The organism is Ningiella algicola, from assembly GCF_028401415.2.
Lineage (GTDB): Bacteria > Pseudomonadota > Gammaproteobacteria > Enterobacterales > Alteromonadaceae > Glaciecola.
Genome location: NZ_CP171821.2, coordinates 1,111,066 through 1,137,123 on the forward strand (window position 1 = coordinate 1,111,066; position 26,058 = coordinate 1,137,123).

At 45.3% G+C, this 26,058-nt stretch carries 24 protein-coding genes; 18 read left to right on the forward strand and 6 right to left on the reverse strand.

Features of this window, described 5'->3' with window-relative positions; all coding sequences use genetic code 11:
* Positions 1 to 13: 13 nt before the first annotated feature.
* The 3 genes from glmM to ftsH form a co-directional block, all read right to left on the reverse strand.
* Positions 14 to 1,372 (reverse strand): phosphoglucosamine mutase, encoded by a 1,359-nt coding sequence (glmM, locus tag PN836_RS04955; protein ID WP_395344160.1) that lies wholly within the window; start codon positions 1,370 to 1,372, stop codon positions 14 to 16.
* A gap of 25 nt (positions 1,373 to 1,397) precedes the next feature.
* On the reverse strand, positions 1,398 to 2,234 hold the full coding sequence (folP, locus tag PN836_RS04960) for a dihydropteroate synthase (RefSeq protein ID WP_395345468.1): 837 nt from the start codon (positions 2,232 to 2,234) through the stop codon (positions 1,398 to 1,400).
* A gap of 351 nt (positions 2,235 to 2,585) precedes the next feature.
* Entirely contained in the window at positions 2,586 to 4,529 is a 1,944-nt protein-coding gene (gene ftsH / locus PN836_RS04965; RefSeq protein ID WP_395344161.1) for an ATP-dependent zinc metalloprotease FtsH, read from the reverse strand.
* A 744-nt stretch (positions 4,530 to 5,273) separates the two neighbouring features.
* Between ftsH and yhbY the strand changes: the two genes are divergently transcribed.
* Complete coding sequence (gene yhbY / locus PN836_RS04970) at positions 5,274 to 5,570, forward strand: ribosome assembly RNA-binding protein YhbY (RefSeq protein WP_395344162.1); 297 nt, start codon at positions 5,274 to 5,276, stop codon at positions 5,568 to 5,570.
* A gap of 9 nt (positions 5,571 to 5,579) precedes the next feature.
* Positions 5,580 to 6,413 (forward strand): SDR family NAD(P)-dependent oxidoreductase, encoded by an 834-nt coding sequence (locus tag PN836_RS04975; protein ID WP_395344163.1) that lies wholly within the window; start codon positions 5,580 to 5,582, stop codon positions 6,411 to 6,413.
* A 56-nt stretch (positions 6,414 to 6,469) separates the two neighbouring features.
* On the opposite strand, the gene PN836_RS04980 is transcribed toward PN836_RS04975, so the two are convergent.
* Positions 6,470 to 8,977 (reverse strand): Lon protease family protein, encoded by a 2,508-nt coding sequence (locus tag PN836_RS04980; protein WP_395344164.1) that lies wholly within the window; start codon positions 8,975 to 8,977, stop codon positions 6,470 to 6,472.
* 323 nt (positions 8,978 to 9,300) lie between these two features.
* Between PN836_RS04980 and leuS the strand changes: the two genes are divergently transcribed.
* The 14 genes from leuS (at position 9,301) to trhA (ending at position 23,456) form a co-directional block, all read left to right on the forward strand.
* Positions 9,301 to 11,964 (forward strand): leucine--tRNA ligase, encoded by a 2,664-nt coding sequence (gene leuS / locus PN836_RS04985; RefSeq protein ID WP_395344165.1) that lies wholly within the window; start codon positions 9,301 to 9,303, stop codon positions 11,962 to 11,964.
* Positions 11,964 to 12,581 carry an LPS assembly lipoprotein LptE gene (lptE, locus tag PN836_RS04990; RefSeq protein ID WP_395344166.1) on the forward strand — a complete coding sequence of 206 codons (618 nt, stop codon included), beginning with the start codon at positions 11,964 to 11,966 and terminating at the stop codon, positions 12,579 to 12,581. The genes leuS and lptE overlap by 1 nt, the downstream gene beginning before the upstream one ends.
* A complete protein-coding gene (gene holA / locus PN836_RS04995; RefSeq protein WP_395344167.1) occupies positions 12,571 to 13,614 on the forward strand; it encodes a DNA polymerase III subunit delta in 1,044 nt (347 codons plus the stop codon). The genes lptE and holA overlap by 11 nt, the downstream gene beginning before the upstream one ends.
* A gap of 20 nt (positions 13,615 to 13,634) precedes the next feature.
* A complete protein-coding gene (gene nadD, locus PN836_RS05000; protein WP_395344168.1) occupies positions 13,635 to 14,498 on the forward strand; it encodes a nicotinate (nicotinamide) nucleotide adenylyltransferase in 864 nt (287 codons plus the stop codon).
* Positions 14,499 to 14,612: 114 nt separating this feature from the next.
* Positions 14,613 to 14,882 (forward strand): ribosome silencing factor, encoded by a 270-nt coding sequence (gene rsfS, locus PN836_RS05005; protein ID WP_395345471.1) that lies wholly within the window; start codon positions 14,613 to 14,615, stop codon positions 14,880 to 14,882.
* Between the two features lie 36 nt (positions 14,883 to 14,918).
* Positions 14,919 to 15,389, forward strand: coding sequence for a 23S rRNA (pseudouridine(1915)-N(3))-methyltransferase RlmH (gene rlmH, locus PN836_RS05010; protein WP_395344169.1), 471 nt, complete (start codon positions 14,919 to 14,921; stop codon positions 15,387 to 15,389).
* A 13-nt stretch (positions 15,390 to 15,402) separates the two neighbouring features.
* The gene (gene mrdA, locus PN836_RS05015; protein WP_395344170.1) at positions 15,403 to 17,349 is read left to right on the forward strand and encodes a penicillin-binding protein 2; all 1,947 of its coding nucleotides are present in this window, start codon (positions 15,403 to 15,405) and stop codon (positions 17,347 to 17,349) included.
* The gene (gene rodA / locus PN836_RS05020; protein ID WP_395344171.1) at positions 17,349 to 18,461 is read left to right on the forward strand and encodes a rod shape-determining protein RodA; all 1,113 of its coding nucleotides are present in this window, start codon (positions 17,349 to 17,351) and stop codon (positions 18,459 to 18,461) included. The genes mrdA and rodA overlap by 1 nt, the downstream gene beginning before the upstream one ends.
* 29 nt (positions 18,462 to 18,490) lie before the next feature.
* A complete protein-coding gene (locus PN836_RS05025) occupies positions 18,491 to 19,495 on the forward strand; it encodes a septal ring lytic transglycosylase RlpA family protein (protein WP_395344172.1) in 1,005 nt (334 codons plus the stop codon).
* A 165-nt stretch (positions 19,496 to 19,660) separates the two neighbouring features.
* Positions 19,661 to 20,809, forward strand: a complete 1,149-nt coding sequence (locus tag PN836_RS05030; RefSeq protein WP_395344173.1) for a D-alanyl-D-alanine carboxypeptidase family protein — start codon at positions 19,661 to 19,663, stop codon at positions 20,807 to 20,809.
* Positions 20,809 to 21,072, forward strand: a complete 264-nt coding sequence (ybeD, locus tag PN836_RS05035) for a DUF493 family protein YbeD (RefSeq protein WP_395344174.1) — start codon at positions 20,809 to 20,811, stop codon at positions 21,070 to 21,072. The genes PN836_RS05030 and ybeD overlap by 1 nt, the downstream gene beginning before the upstream one ends.
* 29 nt (positions 21,073 to 21,101) lie before the next feature.
* Complete coding sequence (gene lipB, locus PN836_RS05040) at positions 21,102 to 21,743, forward strand: lipoyl(octanoyl) transferase LipB (RefSeq protein WP_395344175.1); 642 nt, start codon at positions 21,102 to 21,104, stop codon at positions 21,741 to 21,743.
* On the forward strand, positions 21,736 to 22,698 hold the full coding sequence (gene lipA, locus PN836_RS05045) for a lipoyl synthase (RefSeq protein WP_395344176.1): 963 nt from the start codon (positions 21,736 to 21,738) through the stop codon (positions 22,696 to 22,698). Before lipB ends, lipA begins: the two co-directional genes overlap by 8 nt.
* Positions 22,699 to 22,799: 101 nt before the next feature.
* Complete coding sequence (trhA, locus tag PN836_RS05050) at positions 22,800 to 23,456, forward strand: PAQR family membrane homeostasis protein TrhA (RefSeq protein ID WP_395344177.1); 657 nt, start codon at positions 22,800 to 22,802, stop codon at positions 23,454 to 23,456.
* A gap of 5 nt (positions 23,457 to 23,461) precedes the next feature.
* Here the strand turns inward: trhA and PN836_RS05055 are convergent, their stop codons facing one another.
* The gene (locus PN836_RS05055; RefSeq protein WP_395344178.1) at positions 23,462 to 24,055 is read right to left on the reverse strand and encodes a DUF4136 domain-containing protein; all 594 of its coding nucleotides are present in this window, start codon (positions 24,053 to 24,055) and stop codon (positions 23,462 to 23,464) included.
* Positions 24,056 to 24,263: 208 nt separating this feature from the next.
* On the opposite strand from PN836_RS05055, the gene PN836_RS05060 reads away from it, so the two are divergent.
* Complete coding sequence (locus PN836_RS05060; RefSeq protein ID WP_395344179.1) at positions 24,264 to 24,647, forward strand: hypothetical protein; 384 nt, start codon at positions 24,264 to 24,266, stop codon at positions 24,645 to 24,647.
* 15 nt (positions 24,648 to 24,662) lie between these two features.
* On the opposite strand, the gene PN836_RS05065 is transcribed toward PN836_RS05060, so the two are convergent.
* On the reverse strand, positions 24,663 to 25,397 hold the full coding sequence (locus PN836_RS05065) for a helix-turn-helix domain-containing protein (protein WP_395344180.1): 735 nt from the start codon (positions 25,395 to 25,397) through the stop codon (positions 24,663 to 24,665).
* 241 nt (positions 25,398 to 25,638) lie between these two features.
* Here PN836_RS05065 and PN836_RS05070 point away from each other — a divergent pair, with 241 nt between their 5' ends.
* Positions 25,639 to 26,043 carry a hypothetical protein gene (locus PN836_RS05070; protein WP_395344181.1) on the forward strand — a complete coding sequence of 135 codons (405 nt, stop codon included), beginning with the start codon at positions 25,639 to 25,641 and terminating at the stop codon, positions 26,041 to 26,043.
* The last annotated feature ends 15 nt before the right edge of the window (positions 26,044 to 26,058 follow it).

Here is a 26,058-nt window from a genome sequence, read left to right on the forward strand (position 1 = left end):
CTTGAGCGAATATTTACGCTTGCGTGACGCTTTTTACTTGCTCGGCAATCGCGTCAGCCCATTTCTCGCTGTGCGCTTTGTCATCTGCCTCCACCATCACTCTAATTAGAGGCTCTGTGCCGCTTTTTCTGAGTAAAACACGACCGGTGCTGCCCATTGCATTTTCGGCAGCTTTTAGCTCCTTTTGCACCCGGTCATGCTGCATCGCTTGGTCGGCGTTTATGTTTGCCGACGCTTCAAATTTCACATTGACCAATTTTTGTGGGAATTTTTTAAAACCCGATGCTATCTCGCTTAAGGTCATATCTGCACGCAGCATGGCCGCAACGACTTGAAGTCCAGCAACTATGCCATCTCCTGTAGTCGCGTACTGCAAATTTAACACGTGGCCTGAATTCTCGCCGCCAATATTCCAGCCATTGCGATTCAGTAATTCAAGTACGTAGCGGTCTCCCACGTCTGCGCGCGCAAAAGGTACGCCTAACTGCTCCAGCGCAAGCTCCATACCTAGATTCGACATTTTCGTACCCACTACGCCACCTTTTAAATTTCCGGCTTTAAGCGCGTCTCGAGCAATGATGAAAATGATTTGATCACCATCTATTACCTGCCCCTTTTCGTCAATCATCATAATGCGATCGCCATCACCATCTAAGGCAAAGCCAAAATCAGCGTTATGTTCCTTTACTGCATTTAAAGTTGAACGAAGCGAGGTTGCGCCCACTTGGTGGTTGATATTTAGACCATCTGGCGAAGTGCCAATTTCAATCACTGTTGCACCTAGTTCACTCAACACATTCGGTGCAATATGATAAGTAGCGCCATGTGCGCAATCCACCACAATTTTAAAGCCCTTCAGCGACAAATCAGATGGGAATGTGCCTTTGCAGTATTCTATGTAGCGACCTGCAGCATCGTTAATTCGCGATGCTTTACCCAGCTTATCGCTCTCTACGCAAGTCATGGTTTGCTGCATTTGCTGTTCTATTGCTAACTCAATATCGTCATCGAGCTTTTGTCCAAAAGATGAGAAGAACTTGATGCCGTTGTCATAATAAGGGTTGTGAGAAGCACTGATAACAATACCCGCTTCAGAGCGGAAGGTTTTGGTTAAATAAGCAATGGCAGGGGTTGGCATCGGACCAAGCAACCCAATATTTATACCCGCTGCTGATAAACCGGCTTCAAGCGCCGATTCAAGCATGTAACCGCTTATGCGCGTGTCTTTGCCAATTAACACTTTGTTTGTACCAGTACCTGCAAGCACTTTGCCCGCGGCCCAGCCTAATTTGGTGACAAACTCTGGGTTAATTACACTTTGCCCTACTTTTCCGCGGATACCATCGGTACCGAAATATTGTCTGTTCGACATTGCTATTCCTTTTGTCTCACTTTATTTATTTAATGCTATTAAGTTTTTCTACAATTTTAGCCACATCCATGGCTTCTCTCACGTCATGTACTCTCAGTATGCTTGCGCCCGCCAAACAAGCGACTGTGTTCACGCTGATATCTCCAGCCAAACGCTCGTCAAGCTTACGGCCCAGCAAATCACCAATCATGGATTTTCGGGACGTGCCGGATAAAACAGGCAAATCAAATTGCGTAAACTGCGTGAAGTGTTTCAACATTTCGTAATTATGCTCAAGGGTTTTTCCAAAACCGAAACCCGGATCAATCATAATCTGTGCGTACTGAAAACCTGCCTGCGTCAGCCGCTCTATTTGCTGGCGAAAAAACCCGACAACTTCATCTACCACTGATTTGTATTTAGGCGCTTTTTGCATATTTTCTGGACTACCCTGCATATGCATAATGCAGCTGGGAATATTCATGGTTTTTGCAAGCTCTGCGGCCGTCTCCAAGGCATTGTCTTCTCTTAATGCTCTTACATCATTGATTAACCGGGCACCGCACTTAACCGCTTCTTTCATTACCTTCGCTTTGCTGGTATCAATGGAAATGACTGTATCAAATCGACTGGAAATGGCTTCAATCACTGGGATCACGCGTTCAAGCTCTTCGTCGGCCGACACCGGTGTTGCCCCAGGACGCGTAGACTCGCCACCCACGTCAATAAAGCTTGCGCCATGGTTTATCATCATCTCAGCGTGGGCAAGCGCACTGTCGACGCGATTATATTTACCGCCGTCTGAAAATGAATCTGGCGTAACGTTTAATATACCCATAATTTTAGGGCTATTAAAAACAATAGTCTTGTCGGCGAATGTCATCATGACGGCAAAGCTCCCGCGAAACGAATCATTTAATCATACCGTAAATGTCAGGATTGTTTAACCTGAATCCTGTTTAAGAAACGGCGCTCAGTGCCGCTAGAATTGCGAATTACTGCGTTGCAAAAGCCATCAATAGAATAACTATTACGTGACTTTTGCGCCTTGTACTTCACAATTCTAGCGGCACTGAGTGTAAAAATTATTTAAATATCTACAACAAGCGCTTGCACCATTCCTTAAACAGGATTCAGGTTATTAACACTAAAATTGAATAATAAAAACAAAAGCGCCAGTAATAATACCGGCGCTTTCTATCAATTTAACACTGTGATCGTGCGTTATGTAACCTTAGCTAGATGAAGGATTTGTCTCACCTTCAGAGTCATCTTTAGGTTTGTCTTCACGACCAACCTCGAGCTTAGCTCCGCCCGTTGGAGGCGCCGAGTCTGATTTATTATCGCGCTCCCAATCAGCAGGCGGTCTCACGTCTCGACGTTCCATTAGGTCATCAATTTGTTTCGCGTCAATGGTTTCATATTTCATTAGCGCGTCTTTCATTGAGTGCAAAATATCCATATTTTCTTTAAGCAGCTTTTCAGCGCGCTCGTAGTTGCGATCGATGATGTTCTTTATCTCTGCATCAATAGCGCGTGCAGTTTCATCAGACACGCTGGCAGATTTACTAACAGAACGTCCTAAAAATACTTCACCCTCTTCTTCTGCATATAGCTGGGCACCCATTTTGGAAGACAAGCCCCATTGAGTTACCATTTTTTTGGCTATATCGGTTGCGCGCTCAATATCGTTCGAGGCACCAGTGGTCACCATGTCCTCACCGTAGATAATCTCTTCAGCCAGCCTTCCGCCGTATAGACTTGAAATCATGCTCTCCAAATGACGCTTGGTATAGCTGACTCTATCTTGTTCCGGTAAGTACATGGTTACGCCGAGTGCTCTTCCGCGTGGAATAATAGACACCTTGTAAACGGGATCGTGCTCTGGCACTAGCCGCCCTACTATCGCATGCCCCGCTTCGTGATAAGCCGTCATGGTTTTTTCTTCTTCAGTCATCACCATAGACTTACGCTCTGAGCCCATCATGATCTTATCTTTGGCTTTTTCAAACTCTTCCATCGATACAAGCCGACGGTTAGTACGTGCCGCAAACAATGCTGCTTCGTTAACTAAGTTGGCCAAATCTGCGCCAGAAAAACCAGGTGTACCGCGAGCAATTAAAGACGCCTCAACATCATCTGCAATTGGCACTTTGCGCATGTGTACTTTTAGTATCTGTTCGCGACCACGAATATCGGGTAGACCTACAACCACTTGTCTGTCGAATCGACCAGGCCGCAGCAATGCAGGATCTAGTACGTCTGGACGGTTGGTTGCCGCGATAACAATAATACCTTCATGTCCTTCAAACCCGTCCATTTCTACCAACATTTGGTTCAAGGTCTGCTCACGCTCATCATGTCCGCCGCCCAAGCCAGCACCACGTTGACGGCCTACCGCATCTATTTCGTCAATGAAGATAATGCAAGGAGATGATTTTTTTGCTTGCTCGAACATGTCTCGGACACGGGAAGCGCCCACACCCACAAACATTTCGACAAAGTCTGAACCTGAAATAGTGAAAAATGGCACTTTTGCTTCACCCGCGATGGCTTTAGCAAGTAAAGTTTTACCCGTGCCAGGAGGGCCGACCATCAACACGCCTTTTGGAATCTTACCGCCAAGTTTTTGGAACTTGCTAGGGTCGCGCAAAAAGTCGACAAGCTCAGATACGTCTTCTTTGGCTTCATCACAACCGGCTACATCGGCAAAGGTTGTTTTTATTTGGTCTTCACTCAACAAGCGCGCCTTGCTTTTACCAAATGACATTGCACCTCGGCCACCGCCACCTTGCATTTGACGCATGAAGAAAATCCATACCCCAATTAGCAGCAACATTGGGAACCATGAAATAAAAATCTGGGCAAACCAATTAGGCTCGGCGGGCGGTTTACCGAATGCTTTTACGTTGTTTACCTTCAGATCAGAAATAAGCTGCGGGTCAGATGCTGGCATGATAGTCGTAAACGGTTCGCCGTTACGACGCAGGCCTTTAATTTCACCCGTTTGGTTGTCTATCGTGACTTCGCGAATGTCTCCACGTTCCACTTCAGATAGGAAAGTGGTGTAGTCGGTTTGTGCCCGAGGTGCTTCTTGCCCAGAAAAATTTTTAAACACCATCATCAACACTACGGCTATGAATAACCACAAAATGAGATTTTTTGCCATGTCGCTCAACGCTACTTACCTCTAATCAATAAGTCGATTCAATATTATTGCAGGCAAAACGCTCTCTATGCCTACATTCAAGATTACTATACTTAAAAGCTTTTCGCCACTAAGCAGCCTTCTTTCGACCTTGCTCATGACGAATCTGTTTACGGGTGTTAACGCCACTAGGCGCTGCCTTTGTATTCCTTTAAACGCACCAAAAACGTTTTCCTATAATGCGTTTGTTACACAACTATCATGCGACCCTTAAATACCCTTACAAACACCGACAATACGCACGCGTTAAAACTACGGTTTTTACTTGGCCTATCAATTGATGAACGCTCTTACTATTCAATACATCGGACCATATTGTATCTACGGTGTTCCCATCAATTTTGGTCAACAACGCATTAAGTAATATCTCATCTGCTAAATCACCCTGTAAAAATTCCGCTCCACTGAGCGATTACTTGGGTAACATGCGGCATGCAACAAAAATGGCAGAGTCCCTGAGCCACAACTAATCACGTCGGTCTTAATTATGTGAACTCAGTCTGAGTTCTAAATAATCAAGGCTTCAAGATCGCAATAGCTTTAAAGTGTAGGTAGAATAGAAAATATCAAGAGCTTATTGATAAGACGCCAAAGAAAAGTGAGCAAACCTCATTTGTACGTTCATTCAAAGGTCTCAATTTAAGCAGCTCTGCATGTATGTGTTTGAGTACATTCATCCACTTGAAGCAACTATCAACCAGTATTGAAAGGTTTATGCAATTAACAACTAAACAAAAGCAGTATTTAAAGGGCTTAGCTCATTCGCTAAAGCCTGTTGTCCAATTAGGTGCCAATGGCCTGACCGAAGGCGTGGTAGCAGAAATAGACAATGCGCTTAGTCATCATGAGCTCATTAAGGTTAAAGTCCCTTCTGACGACCGTGAGGAAAAGTCCTTAATTATGGATGCGATTGTGGGCGAAACAAAATCTCATAAAGTGCAGTCTATTGGACATGTTCTGGTGATATACAAGCCTAGTGAAGACGCAAAAATTACCCTCCCGAAGAAGTAAGGTTATCCTATGTCTGCATCCTCAAATCACAATGAATTCGCATCATCTGGACAACCGCGTGCACAACATAGCGCAATAATTACCGGTGCTTGCTCAGGCTTGGGCTATGCAAGCGCTCGTCATTTATTGAGCAAAGGCTGGAATGTTGCACTGTTAGACTTAAACGAAGAAGTAGGGAAGCAACGCGTTTCAGAGTTTGGCGTTGAGTTTGGTGACAGTCACTGCCAGTTTTACCAAGTCGATGTGACGTCCGATACTCAAGTAGAATCAGTCATAGCAAAGGTATTTTCTGATTTTGACGCCAAACCTCGACTTTGCCTCAACTGCGCTGGTGTCGCACCTGCTAAACGAACGCTCGACCGCGAATCTAACCCCATGCCCTTGGCAAACTTTGCCGACACCATTAACATTAACTTAATTGGCTCTTTTAACGTCGCGCGCGTTGCCGCTAGCCATCTTTCCAAAAATGACGCCTTGGGTGAAGCGAATGAACGGGGCGTGATTATAAACACCGCATCCGTTGCGGGTTTCGAAGGGCAAATTGGTCAAACCGCGTATGCCGCCAGTAAAGGTGGCATTATTGGATTAGCTTTACCCATGGCTCGCGACTTAGCGCCACTTGGAATTAGAGTGAACACCATTGCCCCCGGCGTAATGGGCACACCAATGCTGTTGGGCATGCCAGAAAATGTGCAAGAGGCTCTGGTGAGCAATGTGCAGTTTCCAAAACGCCTGGGCCTGCCCGAGGAGTTTGCAAAGCTCGTAGAACATATGTTTGACAATAAGTATCTAAATGGTGAAACCGTTAGACTCGATGGTGCACTTCGGATGCCGCCCAAATAGCAATATTCAGGCAAAAGCGCCCGCAGTGTTTGGGGGTGCTAAATATCCATCATCTCCTAGTCGTCGTGCCCACCGTTAACAGTTGCGTAAATTGAAAACAGGCGATTAACGGCCCTTGAATGCACTGAGTGCTTAGGGAAGCGCCCTCTGGTATTGAGTAAACCCGCAGGTTTGCCAGTCAAAAGCTCAAGTGACTGATCGACACTATCCACCGCATATATTGAAAAATGTCCATCATTAACCGCATCAATAACTTCTTGTTTAAGCATGAGGTTCACTCTGTTTGAGCGAGGAATAATAACACCCTGCTCACCGCTGAGTCCTCTGCTTTGGCACAAATCGAAATAGCCCTCAATCTTTTCATTTATGCCGCCAACCGCCTGAACTTCACCTAATTGATTAATTGATCCGGTAATTGCAATACCTTGTTTAAGAGGAATGTCTGTGAGCGCCGAAATGAGCGCCATCAACTCCCCTAAAGATGCACTATCACCATCGATATATCCATAAGACTGCTCTAGTGCAATGTTCGCAGAAAGCGTAAGCGGAAACTCCTGTGCATATTTATTGCCCAAGTAACCGGTTAACAGCATCACACCTTTCGAATGAATGGATTGCCCAAGTTCTACTTCGCGCTCAATGTCAACGACACCATTGCTGCCCGCATACACTGTCGCCGTGACACGAGCCGGCGTACCAAAAGCGGTATCGCCAATTTCTAAAACAGTGAGGCCATTTAAAGTACCAACTGCCGAACCTTCAGTACTAATTAATACATGCCCCTCTTGAATATCTTCTAGAAATGAATCCGACACGCGAGCCGTGCGCGTTTTTTTTGCGGTAAGTGCCGTATCAATATCTTGGGCCAAAACATTTGCACGCCCTTCTTTGGCACAGTAGTATTTTGCCTCATGCAGCAGCTCTAAAATATCCGCAAAACGCGCACTCAGCTTGCTTTGGTGCTGAGCGATTCGAAGGCTGTGAAGCAGCAGTTTTTCAATGGCATGCAACTCAACATTCACAAGCCCAATGGCACCTGCTTCAGTGTGGATGCGCGCAATGAATTGCTCCAAATTCTCAGGATTTAAGTCAATATCACTATCAAAATCAACCAGCACGCGAAATAACTCTGGAAATTCGGGATCATAGTCCTGAAGGCTGTAATACAAATCACGCGAGCCAAGCAATATCACTTTAATATCCATAGACATGGCTTCAGGCGTTTGTGTAATTGAATTGACCATGCCCACTTCTTGTTGCGGTAACTCTAACTTAATTTGGTTAAATTTAAGTGCAAGCTTTAAGGCTTCCCACACATGCGACTGCGACAGTAGCTTGTCTGCATCCACCAGCAAATATCCCCCGTTCGCTCTATGCAGCGCGCCCGCAGTGATCATCCTGTAATTGGTATAAACAGAACCCTGCACGCTGGTGTATTCAATTTTGCCAAATAGGTTTTGGTAACTTGGATTGGCTTCGTAGATTAAAGGAGGTTCTGCACCGGCCTTGTTTGCAACCAGCAAATTAGGTAAATACATCTCAACCAGCATCCCTCGCTTATCAAATTCTTCTTGTTTATCGCCTTTCATTTCTTCGGATAAGGTTTCGATGATGGTTTCGACAATATGCGATTTAAGTTGTTTTAAGTACTTAAGTATGGGGATGTTCTGTGCATATTTTTGTTCTAAATTTTTAATCAGTGGCCGCATTCCCTGCTCGGCCAGCTGCTGTTTAAGCGCTTTTTGCTGTTCTGCCGCCTCTCGCTGCCAACCAGGAAGTTCAAGCAGCGCTTCGGTAAGCGTCAGCTCAAGCTGGTCAATAAGCTCGTAATAATGCTCTTTAACATTAGCAGGTTGACTTGCAAAGTCTGCATCGCTTATGGGTTGACCGTCTACAATAGGCGCAAAACTCACCTTGTTGCCATCTTCAATTAAGGCAACGTTTTTCTCAAACGCTAAGCTTTCTACTTCGTCAATGCACTTGTCGTATTTTTGTTCGAAGTGCCTGCTGATAGCCGCTTTACGTCGCTGATATCCTGGGTTTTCATAGGAAGCTGGAAAAGTGGCGAGCACCTCGTCAATGAGAGTTTCAATATCTTTGACAAAAGCCTTACTTTCGCCAGCAGGCAATTTAAGCGCAATAGGTTCGCGCTCATTGTCTAAATTGTTCAAATACAGCCAATCGAATAGCGCTGGCATATTGCTTTGCGAAGACGCGTTTGCTGAATCGAACATTTGGTGCTGTAAACCGGTATGTGCGCGCGAGTTTCGACTATTCTCTCGAATGCAATCTTTAATCAGGGTGTGCCGTCCTGTCGCTTGTTCCCCCATCACATACATATTATACCCGGGCGAACGAATCCCCAATCCAAACTCTACCGCATTTTTTGCCCGCTCTTGTCCAATTAATTGGCCATGCTGAGTTTGATTTTCGCGCGCGCTATCGGCATTGCTGGATGATGTGCTCGCCGCTAGTTTGTCGGTAGATAATTTGTCTAAAGATAACTCCGCAGTCAATTGCGCTGGCGGCAATCGAGTATGCTGAGATAAATTTGTTTGCGTCATATTTATTGGCTTTCTTGTTATTAAGGAGGGGCTCAAACTTGGTGTGTGCGCTGGGCGCTAAACATCCACCAATGATTCCTCGTCTGTCGCGTCAATGATCATCATACATGACTTTTGTTTGTCATGAACCACTGCATAGATTTTGACCTGCCCTTAGTGTCAGGCGCAATACCTCGTCGTTGTGCTGTGTTTGGGCTGCGTTGGGCTTCGTTCATGCACTATTTCTGCCGCATTTGTCCATATTAGGGCTTGTGATGCAAGCCTCTGGCAAGTTATTCTAGCGCCTTAATCGAATAAGCATAAAAACGAGAAAAATAAAGTTCATGTCAGGCACAAACATTCACACGACAAACGCTAGCGAAAACGCAGAACAATATTCCCCACAGGATATTGAAAAAGCGGCGCAGCAACACTGGGAACGCAACAAAGTATTTGAAGCAAATCAGGACAACGATAGAGAAAAGTATTTCTGTATGTCCATGCTTCCCTACCCGAGCGGTCGCTTGCATATGGGGCACGTGCGTAACTACACCATTGGCGATGTTGTCAGTCGATTTCAGCGGATGCAGGGCAAAAATGTGTTGCAACCAATGGGATGGGATGCTTTCGGCTTGCCTGCTGAGAATGCGGCTATTGACAACAAAACAGCGCCAGCCAAGTGGACTTATCAAAACATTGACTACATGAAAACCCAACTGGCTGCGCTTGGCTTCGGCTATGACTGGCGCAGAGAAGTGACAACATGCGACCCAGAATATTATAAATGGGAGCAGTGGTTTTTTACTCGCTTGTATGAAAAGGGCTTAGTGTACAAAAAGAACGCAACGGTTAATTGGGACCCTGTTGACCAAACTGTCTTGGCAAATGAGCAAGTGATTGACGGTCGCGGTTGGCGTTCTGGCGCATTAGTCGAACAAAAAGAAATATCTCAGTGGTTTATAAAGATTACTGATTACGCGGAACAATTGTTAACTGACTTAGATCAGCTTGAGCACTGGCCTAGCCAAGTAAAAACCGCGCAGCGAAACTGGATTGGACGCTCAGAAGGCGTTGATATTTCATTCGATTTAGAAAGCCCCACTGCCGGGTACAACGATATTGAAGTCTATACTACACGCCCCGATACGCTTTACGGTGCAAGCTATCTTGCCATTGCCGCCCAACACCCCATCGCATTGGCAATAGGTGAAAAGCAACCCGACGTTGCACAATTTATAGAGCAGTGTAAAAACACGAAAACCGCCGAAGCCGAGCTTGCCACTATGGAAAAACTAGGCATGGCGACGGGTCTTTACGCTATCCACCCACTTACACAAGAACGTTTACCGATCTGGATAGCCAATTTTGTATTAATGGGCTATGGCTCAGGCGCGGTAATGTCAGTACCTGCCCACGACCAACGCGATTGGGAGTTTGCCACCAAGTATCAACTACCGATTGTTCAAGTCGTTGAAATTGCCGAAGGTGATGCTGCACAAGGTAACGCGGACCTTAGCAAAGGAGCCCTTTGTGAAAAAAATACGCTGATGAATTCAGGGCAGTATAATGGCATGTCATTTCAAGAAGGTTTTGACGCCATTGCCGCAAAACTCAGCGAACTAGGCAAAGGCAAAAAAAAGGTGAATTACCGCTTACGCGACTGGGGAGTGTCACGACAGCGGTATTGGGGTGCACCTATTCCCATGCTCAGCGACGAGCAAGGCGAGATCCATCCTGTACCTTTAGAAAAGCTACCCGTAGCCTTACCAACAGACGTTGTTATGGACGGCGTACGAAGCCCTATAAAGTCTGACCCAAGGTGGGCGCAAGATGAGCTTAAGGGCACTCCAATGACGCGCGAAACCGACACCTTCGACACCTTTATGGAATCGTCATGGTATTACGCACGTTATGCATCTGCACCATCTGATGCCATGCTTGACCCTAGTGAGGCCAATTATTGGCTGCCCGTTGACCAATACATCGGTGGTATCGAACACGCCATTTTGCATCTTTTATATGCGCGATTTTTCCACAAGCTATTAAGAGACGAAAAGTTGGTGGATTCTGACGAGCCATTTAAACGTTTACTTTGCCAAGGCATGGTTTTGGCCAACGCGTTTTATTCAAAAGCTGAGAATGGCAAAGAAATATGGCACGCACCCGATAGCGTAACTATTGAGCGCGACGAAAAAGGCAGGATCACGGGTGGTAAGCTTAGCGATACTGGCGAGCAAGTTGAGTACGCTGGCATGATTAAAATGTCCAAATCCAAGAACAATGGTATAGACCCACAAAAAGTAATTGATGTGTATGGCGCAGATACTATTCGTTTATACACCATGTTTGCTGCGCCGCCTGAGCAAGACTTAGAATGGATTGAATCGGGCGTAGAGGGCGCTAATCGCTTTTTACGAAGACTGTGGCGTTTAGCGAGCGAGTTCACGCGTGAGTACTTACAAAATGGCGAAGGCAAACAAGTTAATACAGTTGATACCAAACACTTAACTAAAGCACAAAAAGCGTTACGCAAAGAGATTCACAGCAAAATAGAAGCGATAACGGACGATATCGCCCGCCGCCAAACTTTTAATACCGCTGTCGCAAAGATGATGGAATTGTTGAATGCATTGCAAAAATATACGCTGCACGATGAACAAGATGTGGCGATTTTTGAAGAAGGTTTAGTCGCACTGGTTAAAATGCTCAACCCCTTTACGCCTCACGTATGCGAAGCCATGTGGACAATGCTTAAGCAAGCCGGTGAATTACAGACCTGTGCATGGCCAGTGGCAGACAAAAGTGCAATGATAGAAGACGAAAAACTGATTATCATGCAGGTCAACGGCAAGCTCCGAGCGAAAGCAACAGTGCCAGCAGATATGTCAAAAGACGATTTGCAAGAACTGGCCTTAAAGCACGAAAATGTCCGTGCTTTTATTGAATCGAAAACAGTCCGAAAGGTGATTGTGGTGCCCGGAAAATTAGTCAACGTGGTTGCAAATTAATGAGCGTTAATACGCGCTCTGGCGCGCTAACTTGCCTCGACTGTCAGTCAGCTATGACGCGTCTGGCACTATGGGCAGTTGCAACATTACTTGTTATCTCATTGAGCGCATGCGGGTTTAAGCTTCGCGGCTCTCAAGCTCTACCCGCATCACTGGATACGGTGGTTATTAATGCCTCACAGCGGCATTCTGCGTTGACTCGTGCGTTGAGCGATCGCCTGCCGGTTTACCAACTTAAAAGCTTAAGGGCTGATGAAGCCTCATTAGAAGCGTTAGATGAAAGCGCTACCGTATTGTTAACCTTGCAACCCGAAAACCTTGAGCGCAGGCTGCTTTCTGTTTTCTCCAGTGGTCAAGTTGCTGAATACGAAATGATTTATTCGGTCGATTATCAAGTGACGTTCCCAAAATCGCAGACAATGAGCAACACCGTCGTTGTATCGAGAGAGTTTCAGGATGATCCTCGTCAAATTTTGGCAAAATCTAGAGAACTTGCTCTGATAATGGACGAGATGCGCGACGAAACCGCCGATAGAATTATACGTTTGCTCTCCAGTCAATATAACGTAGCTCAGCCAGCACGTGACAGCGATATGCCTTCCAACGATGCAGATTAAACCCAATCAGTTCTCAAGCCAATTGGAAAAACAGCCTTTACCGCCGGTTGTTTTGCTGTTTGGGGACGAACCTCAACAGAAGTTAGACGTAATAGACGCGCTCAGGTCAAAAGCAAAGTCTGAGGGCTTTGAAGAGCGTCAAACACTTACGGCAGATGCTGACTTTGAGTGGTCTCAACTTATTGAGGCGACACAAACCATGTCGCTGTTTTCTGATAAGACCTATATTGAATTAACCCTGCCCACCGGCAAACCGGGCACTCAAGGCGCAAAAGTGCTGAGCGAAGTAGTACAGTCGTTGAATGATAGTCAATCGGCAGATACGCTGCTGCTCATTCAAGGGCCGAAAATCGGTAAAGACGTGCAAAACGCAAAGTGGTTTAAGAGCGTTTCAAGCGCCGCTTGGTTTTGCCACTGCTATGAATTACAAGGAAATCAGGCACAGCAATGGATTCAACAACGAGCACAGCAAAAAGGTTTAAAGCTTAGCGTAGGTGCGTCTGCGCTGTTGGTTGAATTGAGCGAAGGAAACTTGCTTGCCGCCAATCAAGAGCTTGAAAAGCTCATGTTAAGATATGACGAGTCACAGCTTATTGACGAAGAGAAAATTAGCCAAGCTACTGTTGATCAGTCACGATTCACCGTGTTTCAATTTACTGATGAAGTACTTGGAGGCAATGTTCAGCGAGCGGTAAAAATATTGTACCGATTAGAATCAGAGGGGATTGAACCGAACATTGTATTGTGGTCATTAGTCAAAGAAGCCCAGTTGCTAGAGCAATGCTGGTCTTACCGTGCGAGGAATGAACAAATCCCATTTACCAAAATGCGCATTTGGGCGAGCAAACAATCGCTTTATAATAGCGCTCTGATGAGGCTTGACGCACCGCGCATTCGAATCCTTATCCAGCACTTACAAGATGCCGACACCATGCTAAAATCTCAGGCAATAGAGAAGCCTTTTGTGTTATTAAGTCATCTTGCGCTGTTATTTCTTCCGGCTGATTTAGAACATTTTTCACTTATTGCCTAACAGGTATTTGGAACATAGCGTTGATATCGCAAGTTAGACAGCACCCTCTTAAAGCCATTTTCGGTGGCACCTTCGACCCGCCGCATTTTGGGCATGTGAAGCCCGTACAGGCACTGTTAGACACGCTTGACATTGAGGAATGTGAACTCATTCCTGCGCATATTCCCGTTCATAAAAACGTGAGTACTGCACCTGCACATCGTCTACAGATGACGCGACTAATGGCAAATACTGACGCTCGTTTGTTCGTCAACGAGATTGAGATACATCGTCACCTACCAAGTTACACTGTTAACACGCTAGAGGAGCTTAACCGTCAATTTGATGCTCATTCGCTCTGTTTTATTATGGGCCTTGATAGCTTTATGGGGCTAGCAGATTGGTTTCAACCTCAACGGCTGTTTTCACAATGTCACATTATTGTGCTGGTTCGCTCAGAGCCTTTAGAGGATTCGCACGCAGAGTCAAAACAGAATGAAACGCTATCTTGCGTGCAAAACCTTATCGCAAACAAGAGAAGTGCGACTTTTAACATAGGAATGCTGAAAAACCTTCCCGAACGCTTGCGCACGCTGCTACCATCGAATTTTCATATCCAAAGTGCCATAAGCAACAGCGAGTCGTCACCAAGTTCAAACACACAAAACACGCAATCTGTGGATATTAACGGTATACTTAGATCATCAAAATGTGGTGAGCTGTTGTTTTTTGCAAATGATTGCATAGAAGTTTCCTCTTCAGCGTTACGGCAGTCTCTTGGGCAGCCCGCCACAAATATCAAGAATACTGATGCGACATATGCAAGTGCTAGCCTTAAACAATGCATGAATGAGGAAGTATTGGATTATATTCGCAAAAACAAACTTTATCGCTCGTGGGATTAGAAGGCGTTGAAAAGCGACCATATACAACGCAATCCATCGCGGCGATTACTAACAAAAGGTTAAGATTTGGACGAACAAGCATTTACCCAATTTGTCATTGATAAAATTGAAGATATGAAAGCCCGCGACGTAGTGGTAATAGACCTCAAGGGTAAGAGCAGCGTCACCGATACCCTTGTAATTTGCTCTGGCAACTCAAAGCGCCATGTATCCTCTATCGCCGAAAATCTGATTGTAGAGAGTAAGCACGCCGGGCATCCGCCACTTAGCGTTGAAGGAAAAGACGTTGGCGAGTGGGTTTTGGTAGATTTAGGCGATGTTGTTGCTCACGTGATGCAAGACGAAACCCGCGATTTTTATCAACTGGAAAAGTTGTGGCAGTAGCAACTTATTTACACACCGTAGGGCGAGCAAAAAGTCATGCAAATTCAGGTTGTCGCGGTCGGGAACAAAATGCCTGCTTGGGTAGTCGAAGGCGTTAACGAGTATGTTCGACGTTTTCCACCTGATTGTCGGCTAAGTTTTACCGAAATCACACTGGGCAAACGCAGCAAATCGTCAAATATCGAAAAGTTGACATTTGATGAGGGACAAAAGTGTTTAGCGAGCATTCCCAAAGGCAATCAAATCATTGGCTTAGAAGTGCTGGGTAAACAATGGACCACGGCGAACCTGGCCAAGCAATTAGAGAGCTGGAAAATGGATGGCCGAGACGTAAGTCTTCTGATTGGCGGGCCTGAAGGCTTGTCAAAGGAATGCAAGGCTGCCGCTCATCAGCAATGGTCACTTTCGCCGCTTACTCTGCCTCATCCAATGGTTAGAGTAATTGTTGCTGAAGCCCTATACAGAGCATGGTCGTTAACACAAAACCATCCGTATCACAGAGAATGATAGTACTAATAGAATGGTAAAAAAACGGCAAACCATTAGAGATCATAGTGCAGAAGCGAATTTATTCGCTCGTCGAGCCCTTGTTTCTGCGATGTTTGTCGTTGCGCTATTGTCACTCATTATTGTCAATCTCTATCATCTTCAGGTCAATCAATTTGAGGATTACCAGACTCGCTCTAATGGAAATCGAATTAAGGTTTTACCCGTTGCCCCTAACCGTGGCCTTATTTACGATAGAAATGGCGTAATACTGGCGGAAAACAAACCCGTCTTTAGTCTTGAAATTATACCCGAAGAAGTCGCAGATTTAGACGCAACCTTAGCTGAACTTAGTCAAGTAATGGGATTAAGCGAAGACGAAATAGAAGACTTCCATACCGAGCGAAAACGACAGCGCCGCTTCAAACCCGTATCCATCCGAAATCAGCTAAGTGAAGAAGAAGTCGCTAAATTCGCTGCCAATCAGCATCGATTTAACGGCGTTAGCATTGAAGCTAGGCTATCACGCTATTATCCGTTTAAAGACACCTTGACGCATATGCTTGGGTATGTCGCTCGCATCAACAAAAGAGACCTAGCGAAGCTTAGAGAGAATGGTCAAGAGGCAAACTATGCGGCCACACACGATATTGGCAAACAAGGCGTAGAAAAATACCACGAAGATATTTTACACGGGCAAGTTGGGTTTCAGCAGGTTGAGGTAAATAATCAAGGACGCATTATTCGCGTACTGGACTTTCAGCCACCGATACCAGGTCAAGATATTGCTTTGAATATTGATATTGAGCTGCAACAAAAGGCACAGCAGGAACTGGCTGGGCGAAGAGGCTCCGTGGTGATTTCCGACACCCGCACTGGCGGAATTTTAGCGCTGTACAGCAGTCCAAGCTACGATCCTAACTTATTTGTGCATGGTATCAGCCAAAAAGAGTACTCTAAACTTCTCAACTCTCGCTATAGTCCGCTGTTGAATCGCGCAACCCAAGGCCGTTACCCACCCGCATCGACAATCAAACCGCATCTTGCGCTGTTAGGGCTTGAAGAAGGCGTAATTGACCGAGAAACCTCGATTAAAGACTACGGCACTTACCGATTGAGGAACGTTAATCATGTTTGGCGAGACTGGAAAAAGTGGGGGCATGGTGATGTTGACGTCACCAAATCGGTAGAGGTGTCTTGCGATGTGTTCTACTACGATCTCGCCTACAAATTAGGCATAGACAAAATTCATGACTATATGAATGAATTTGGCTTTGGCGAATTCAGCGGCATTGATTTACATGAAGAATCTGACGCAATTATGCCCTCTCGCGGTTGGAAAAGAGCTCGATTTAATGAACCCTGGTACATTGGCGATACGATTTCAGTCGGCATCGGACAAGGCTACTGGAATGCAACCCCTCTTCAGTTAACGCAATCGATTAATTTTCTGGTTAACAAAGGTCAGCGGCACGTACCCCGTTTAATTAAGGGATACATGGTGGAAGGTGAAGTGCAAGACTGGCCTATAGAAATGAATCGTCCTATTGAAATCAAAGACGAAGAAAATTGGAATTTAATACTAGACTCACTTTACGGGACGGTGAATAGAGAACACGGCACTGCGCGTACTGCGTTTTTAAATACGGACTACGTATCTGCAGGTAAAACCGGCACCGCGCAGCTTTTCACCGTAGGTCAGGACGAAGAATACGATGAGGACGCCATTTCAGAATATTTGAAGGACAATGCAATGTATGTGGGTTATGCGCCCTACCAGTCTCCGGAAATCAGCATTGCAGTGACCATTGAAAATGCGGGCGGTGGCGGTTCAAATGCTGCCCCACTTGCGCGTCAGGTAATGGATTTTTATTTTGAAAGAAGCGGCTTGAATCAGATTGCCAAGCTCAATTCACAGGCAAATCAGGGTGACGAAACGGCCAATCCATCCCCTAGCAACACCCCCGAAGGCAGGCTTTAATGAGTAAAGCCTTTACTCCGGCAAAACGAAGCTGGCTCGAAAAAGCGCATATTGATGGCTTTTTATTCTTCTCCTTATTGTCATTAATGTTGCTTGGCTTACTGACCATTTATTCGTCTGGTGGTCAAGACATCGGCTTGGTACAGAGGCAATTAATTCGCTTAGGACTTGCAATCACCGTGATGATCATTATCGCGCAAATACCCATCCGATTCTTTCAACGCTTTGCGATTTATGCCTACGCAGTGGGTGTGGCGCTCTTAGTCGCCGTATTGCTCGTGGGCGATATAGGCAAAGGCGCTCAACGATGGTTAGATTTTGGTTTTATTCGTTTTCAACCGTCGGAAATTCTCAAACTTGCTGTTCCGTTAATGGTGGCTTGGTATATCAGTAATCGCTCTCTCCCGCCTCGATATAGAGATATTTTCATTGGCTTTATACTGGTGTTTATTCCAACCATACTTATTGCAAAACAGCCTGATCTTGGCACATCTTTACTGATTGCCAGCTCTGGTATATTCGTCCTTTTTCTTTCTGGCATGGCTTGGAAACTGATCGGATTTATCGCACTTTTAGGCGGCGCGTTCATGCCAATCATGTGGTTTTTCCTGATGGCGGCTTATCAAAAGCAGCGTGTTATCACCTTTTTAAACCCGGAGAGCGATCCACTGGGCTCTGGTTACCATATTATTCAATCAAAAATAGCCATAGGCTCTGGCGGCATTGAAGGTAAAGGCTGGTTGCAAGGCACACAGTCGCAACTGGAGTTTCTACCTGAGCGCCATACTGACTTTATTTTTGCTGTGTACAGCGAAGAGTTTGGTTTAGTTGGCGTGATTGGTCTTTTAGTATTGTACTCATGCATCATACTGCGAGGCTTATATATCGCTTCACGCGCCCAAGATGCATTTAGTAAACTGTTAGCAGGGAGTATTACGCTCACCTTTTTCGTTTATGTTTTTGTAAATATGGGCATGGTGTCTGGATTGTTGCCAGTGGTAGGCGTGCCTTTACCGCTAATCAGCTATGGCGGAACGTCAATGGTGACACTGTTGGCAGGTTTTGGGATTTTGATGTCGATTAGCACGCAAAAGCGACTGTTATCGCGCTAAAATATCATGTAATTGGGGAATTGATAGGAATGAAATTGGGTATCCTGCGTTCGGTGAACAAACATATAAGAACAACTGCGTTTGCCATTATTGCAATTGTGTTTTTGCAAGCTTGCTCCACCGCGCCAAGCGGCAGATACTCGCAAAAACAAGATACCGCGCCACAATTTGAATACGGTGCGCTAGACTTTAAAGAGCCTATCCCTCAATACGAACCCTACAATGTGTGGACAAGTCGACCTTACACGGTGCTTGGTGGCTACTACACCCCTATGCTTGATGCCAAAGGACACGAAGAAATTGGCAATGCCTCTTGGTATGGTCAGAAGTTTCATGGGCACACCACTGCCAACGGCGAAACCTTCGATATGTTTGCCTTAACAGGTGCGCATAAAACCCTGCCCTTACCCTCTTTTGTGCGAGTCACCAATTTAGAAAATAATCGAAGCACCACTATTCGCGTCAACGATCGCGGTCCGTTTCATGACGATAGAATACTTGATTTATCTTACGGCGCTGCAAAAAAGCTAGGCTTTCACAAGCAAGGAACTGCGAAAGTGAAAATAGAAGTGGTTCATGTAAGCCAAGACGGATTTGTGACTATCGGCAGTGGAAAGACGCAAGCGGCTGGCAGAAGTGATGTAATGCTTGCCAGCGCTCCCCCGCTTTTGCGCCCTGAAGGTAGCTCAGCTACATCACTTGAAAGTAGCGTGGCCGATAGCAACATCGGGAAAAGCGCCAGTACTACACAAATTCGAGAACAAGCCTTAAAACGCCCTAGTCTTGTTCAAGAGTCCATTGACGATCCATTAATGTTTGTGCAGGTTTCTGCAAGCTCAGATGGCAAAAAAGTACGTGATTTGGCAACGGGTTTATCTAATTTGTTGCAGGTGCCCAACAGCATTCCTAAAGTTAACCAAATCTACCGCCTACATTTAGGGCCACTGGAAAGTGAACAAAAGGCACAAAAAATTATCCAAGATTTGGAAAAACTTGGCTTTGATGAGGCGTTTGCGCTTGAATTAACCCCTTAAGCACGCCATATCACTGCTAGCGTTGTAAAACACTGTTGTTGCGCTCAGCATTGAGATAAAATTCGTACAGCGTTTTATTTATAGGCAAAGCGTCTATAGACAAAGCATCCAAACACAGCCAAACAATAATAAGAATACTTAACTTTTTAAAGGTAGCCTATCACCATGCGCTTATTCATTACATTTGCTCTCGCACTCATGCTAAATATTGCTAGTGCGGCAGTTGTTATTCCGCCACCGCCCCAAGTTGCTGCGGGTGGCTTTTTGCTGATGGATCATCAAACTGGGCATATTATTGCTGAGCAGAATATTGACCAACGACTTGCACCTGCAAGCTTAACCAAAATTATGACCGTTTATGTTGTCGGAAAAGAACTACAAGCTGGCAACATTAGTCTGTCTGACGAAGTAACTGTCTCTGAAAATGCTTGGGCAAAAAACTTCCCAGACTCTTCAAAAATGTTTATCGAAGTAGGCACTAAAGTCACTGTTGAAGAGCTGTTGCAAGGCATCATGGTGCAATCGGGAAATGACGCTTGTGTGGCTATTGCTGAGCATGTGGCAGGCTCTGAATCGGCATTTGCGAGTATGATGAACGCTCATGCACAAAGCCTAGGTATGACTAACAGTAACTTCGTGAATACTCACGGCCTGCATGACGCAGACCACTACACCTCTCCCCGCGATATGGCTTTACTCTCCAAAGCGCTTATTGCAGAAGTGCCGGAGATTTATGCCTATTACAGTCAAAAAGAATACACTTACAACGGCATTAAACAGTTTAACCGCAACAGCTTATTATGGGATAAAAGCCTTAATGTAGATGGTATTAAAACAGGACATACCTCTGACGCAGGCTACTCCCTTATCACCTCTGCCACGCAAGGAGATATGCGTTTAATTTCCGTGGTCATGGGCACAGACAGCGAGCGTTCACGCAAGGCTGAAAACAAAAAGTTGTTGCGTTATGGTTTTCGATTCTTTGAATCGGTTACACCCTACTCTGCCGGTCAAAGCTTTGTGGCGCATCGTATTTTTATGGGTGATAAAGACACGGTTGAACTTGGTATTAACGTAGACACGCCCATTACCATTCCGCGTGGACAAAGTGCTCAGCTAAAGGCGCATTTTGAGCTAAGCGAGCAATTGGAAGCGCCCATAAGTAAAGGGCAAGAAGTGGGCACGCTAAGCCTTAAACTCGAAGATGAGACCATAGCCACGTATCCACTTGTGACCTTAGAAGAAGTCCAAGAAGGCGGTATTATTGACCGTGCAATGGATTGGCTGAGCCTTAAAGTTGGCTTGGAGGGTTAATGGATACTCGCTTTGATGAGCTATTAGATTTCCCTTGTATGCAAACCTTTAAGGTGATGGGGCTTGCACACCCTAAGCTTCCTCAATTGGTAGTGGAGTGTTTGCAGCAGCATGCGCCTGGCGACTATAGCCCAAGCGTCAAACCAAGTAGTAAAGGCAAGTATCATGCAGTGTCTATTGGTGTGCGAGTAACAAGCAAAGAGCATATGGAGATCATTTACACGGAACTGGCAAAAATAGACATTGTACGCGTTGTTCTATAGTGATTTTTTGTAATTATGGCCGCTAAACGATGAACACAATCGTTCGCAAATTAGGTCGGCAAGCCTACTTACCCATTTGGCAGAAAATGCAGAGTTTTACCGATGAACGCAACGCCGATACTTGTGATGAAATATGGCTGACTGAGCATGAGGCGGTGTTCACTCAAGGTCAAGCCGGAAAGTCTGAGCACCTTCTTAATCCCGGCGATATTCCAGTAATTGAAGTAGACAGAGGCGGCCAAGTTACTTATCACGGCCCGGGGCAGTTGATGATGTATATATTATTAGACATCAGACGCGCTAAATGGGGTGTGAGGGATTTGGTTTCTGCTTTGGAAAACTGTATTGTGGCGACACTTAAAGAATATGGCAGTGTCGCCTACGCCAAAAAAGACGCTCCAGGCGTGTATGTCGATGAGAAAAAGATCTGCTCTGTAGGTTTACGTATTCGCAAAGGGGCTTCATTCCATGGTTTGGCTTTTAATGTCGACATGAATTTGTCGCCGTTTCAAAGAATTAATCCTTGTGGATATGCCGGTCTTGAAATGATAGATTGCACGAGCATCAAGGGACCTCGCAGCATGAACGAGGCAGAAGAGAAAACGGTTAAGCACTTTTGCGATGCCTTAGGAATAACACAATTAACGTTTAAAGAAGGCTTTAATGAGTAATTCACGAGCACAAGCAGGCGTAAAACTGCGAGATGAAGATAAGGTTAAGCATATACCGATTACGATCGTCCCAACGGAAAAAGCGCAAATGCTTCGCAAACCTGAGTGGATCAAAATCAAGCTGCCTCGCAGTACAGACCGTATTGATCATATCAAAAAAACTTTACGCAAAAATAAGCTTCATTCAGTTTGTGAGGAAGCAAGCTGCCCAAATTTAGCTGAGTGTTTTAATCAGGGTACCGCTACATTTATGATTTTGGGTGATATTTGCACCAGACGCTGCCCTTTTTGCGATGTTGCTCACGGTAAACCGCTCCCACCAAGCGCAGAAGAGCCAGAAAAGCTCGCGAAAACCATTGCAGAGATGGGTTTAAACTATGTGGTGATCACCTCGGTTGACCGTGATGATTTAAGAGATGGTGGTGCACAACACTTTGTAGACTGTATTAACGCTATTCGTGAACACAGCCCAAACACCACAATAGAAGTACTTGTTCCTGATTTTAGAGGCCGAATGGATCGTGCGCTGGAAATATTCAAAAACGGTGTACCTGACGTGTTCAATCATAACTTAGAAACGATTCCTCGCCTCTATCGAGAATGCCGCCCGGGCGCGAACTACAAATGGTCTTTGGAGCTTCTGCGCAAATTTAAAGAGCAACATCCTGACATACCTACGAAATCAGGCTTGATGATGGGCATGGGCGAAACCAGTGAAGAGATGCAAACCGTACTCACCGATTTACGAGAGCACAATGTAAATATGCTGACCCTTGGCCAATATTTGCAGCCCAGCCGACATCACTACCCAGTCAAACGCTATGTGCCGCCTGCTGAGTTTGATGCTTTGGGCGACTACGCAAAAGAAATTGGGTTTAGCCATGCTGCTTGCGGGCCAATGGTTCGCTCTAGCTACCATGCTGATAAGCAAGCGATGGGTGAAGAGGTAAAATAAACCTAGCTTCGAATTTAATGGATATCGTTAATTCCAACAAAGTATAACGATTCAAAAATTTTCAGTGTACAAGTGTACGCTGAAAACGTAAGGTAGTGGTTATGCTGCCGCTTAAACATCACTCCATGGATAAAAATCACTATTCCGATATAGAGGAATGGCTGAGTGTCGCCAGTCATGTACTGGGCGCCATGTTTTCCATTGTTGGATTAGTTTTACTTATAAATAAAGCCACCACTTTACATTCAAGCTTTGCTGCTTGGGTCTATGGCCTAAGTCTTTGTGCCATGTTTGTCTCCTCATCTATTTATCACCTAGAGAAAGATGCAGCGCGACGAGCCATCTTTAGGAAAATTGACCATATTGCGATTTACTTTTTAATCGCGGGCTCATATACCCCGTTGTTATTAATCAGTGTTGAGGGTTGGATTGCCAGTGCAGGCTTGCTGGTGATTTGGCTAGTCGCCTTTGCTGGCATTACATTTAAATTGCTATTGGGACATCGCTTTCCAAAAGTGAGCATTATCACGTATGCCATTATGGGATGGATGGCATTATTTGCCATTTATCCCATATATTTATCAGTGCCCTTCGGCGGCTTTGTTTTATTGCTTGCGGGTGGGCTGTGTTACAGTGCCGGCATTCCCTTGTATTTGCTCAAAAGCAGACACTATTCTCACGCTATTTGGCACGTGTGCGTAGTGGCAGGCGCCGCCTGCCACTTTTTCTTAATGTATTTATATGTCTACGCTGTATAGTCCAGTTAAATGGCAGTAGGCTCTTGCGTGGCTTTGGTGGGGAAGTTCTCCAGGGTTACTGAAACTGCGCCATTAACAAACTCTTCCTGACCTGCCTTTTCCTCGCTTGAGAGCGACTTAGATGACACACCATGCCACACAGGGGCTTGGCGCTGGGTATCGAAGACGTCTATTGCAAGCGTTCCTTGAGAATACACGCGCGTGCGCTCAGTAAATACAGGACCCACACCGCCGAAACCCCAGTATTGTCCGCCCCAGCGCCAGTTTGCAGATCCCATCACCGGCTCTTGCGTAACACGCGTTTTATCTCGCGCTCCAATGGTGAAACCCACGCTCATATCAGCCGCTGCAACATTTTCAACAAAGGTATATCCTTTGCTTTCAAGGCTGGCTCTAATCGCGTTTTTGATTCGATTTTCCACAAGGGGGCTGATCACCGCTTCGCTTTGCACGGTCATTGGGCTATCTGATATCCACGCAAAGGTTTTGTAGACGCTAAAATCTTGCTCTGGATCAGAATCTGTGTAGACCGATGGCTGCGACGCACATCCAACTAAGGCAAGGGTAATAAGGAATGAAAAAAGAATTTTAATGCGCATATTATACTCATCTTGGTAAGTTTTTTGAGTGTTATAAGGTAGCACATTTCCACCCATTGCCAATATTTCAGCGTCATTAAAGCGATGACATTTTGTTCATACTTATGAACTGCTAGCTCGATGCAGAGCCCTTTCGCATGCTGCTTATGATAAACTAAAGGTATTTGATATTACTGTTTAAATAAACGGCAGCGGTATAAAGGCAAATGTGAATAGCTCAAACGGCATAAACAAGTTTAGACTAATTCCACCAAGCTTCGCGACTCATAAGCGTTTTGCGCTGACCTTGCTTAGCCCTATCGTTCTAGCCGCATGCGCCTCGCAAGTGTTCACTCAATGGGGTGTCGTACTTGAAGAGGAGATTTGTTATGAGAACGATTGCTTTACCACCGTCAGATGGGAAGACGGTAGTTTTTCTACCGTAGATAACCGTTTTTTACCTAATGCGCGCATCATTTACAGGCACTGCGTCCATTCACAACCAAGAGGCAGCGATGAAAGCTTGGAGTGTTCCAAAACAGTCTATGAAACGCCTCTAGCGCAATTTGATAGAAATCAAGACGAGGTTGAGGCGATAACAAAACCTGATTAAGTCTTTTTCCTGAGGCTAAGGTCTTCGAAGATTTTCAAACAGAGATGGCTCCCAAGGACGCATAGCGAGCAATAGTCCTAGATGCTGACGCTTATCCAATGGGAGCGATTGGTCTTCTATGTTGAGTTGAGCCGCTTCTTTGGTGAGCTGATTCAACCGGCGCTGAATAATTTCAATGGAGCTGTCTGAAAACCGGCCTCTTAAATAAAAACGAAAATTCCACTGCTCCCCCTTTTTGGGAGCCATAAATTTCACCATGACCTCCTGCTCCATAAATTGCTCTAATTTTCCCCCTTCTATCCACCTGAAATCCTGGGCAATTAGGCTGCGGTAATGATTATTGGGCAATAGTTCAATAATTTTCAATCGGTCTAGCCTTGCAAGCAGACGCGTGGCTTCAAGTTTGTCAATGTTGTATTGAGCAACAATTTCAGAGAACTTCCAGCCATCTCTTACGCACACTGCAACCAGCAAAAGCTTGGGGTTTTCAAGTAGCTGCTGCTCTTGCTCTGCGGTTAACTGACTGACTTTTTCGCTTTGGTTTTGTGCCAACGTAAATAAATCGGAAAGCGCGATATTCAATACTTCGCAAATTTGCTCCAAACGCTCCAATGAAAAACTCGATAAGGAAAACATGCGCTTTACGTTGGCTTCGCTCATATCAAGGGCGCTTGCTAGCGACCTATACGTCATGCCCTGCTGCTTAAGCAAAGATTTTAATGTAGCGATGACTTGCGATATTTGACTCATGGTAATTGACCTGGATCCTGTTTAAGAAAGGGCGCTCAGTACCGCTAGAATTGTGAAGCACCAGGCGCAAAAGCCAGAAAAGAATAGGAATACTATACCAAAAAGACACATAATCAATACAATTTACAAGCGCGTTTACCAAATAAATACTTATTGCTAGTGTTGTTTACGAGCTCAACAAACGCTCTCATGCGTTTGTCAATCAATACTCAATAAACAAAACAACATGAAAGGAAACAGTATGAACGCGATCAAATCATTTTTTGCAGCACCCCTCATATCGACGCTTTGTATCACTTCGTTTGTCGCATCAGCCCAAAGTAAGGCAGCATCTGAGCATTCCGGTTTGGCGAGCAAACACACTGCACTTGCTACTTCTCATGGTGTTGCTTCAGTTGGCGAAGTCGCAAGCGCGGTGGTTGCCGTTCCGCTTATGGCGGCGGGCACTGTTAGCGTTGTAGCGGGCAGCATTGTAACGTCTTCAGGGGAGAGCATGATTGAAACGGCCAACAGTTTTAACACGCCTTTGGTCATTACAGACAAGCTGATTACGGTCGACCCAGCGCCGAATCAAGTGATAATTAAACAAGAGCGCGTGAAAACCACAAGCGTTAAAACAACCACAACTCTTACAGAGCAGCCTTAAGCTGCGCAGCAATAT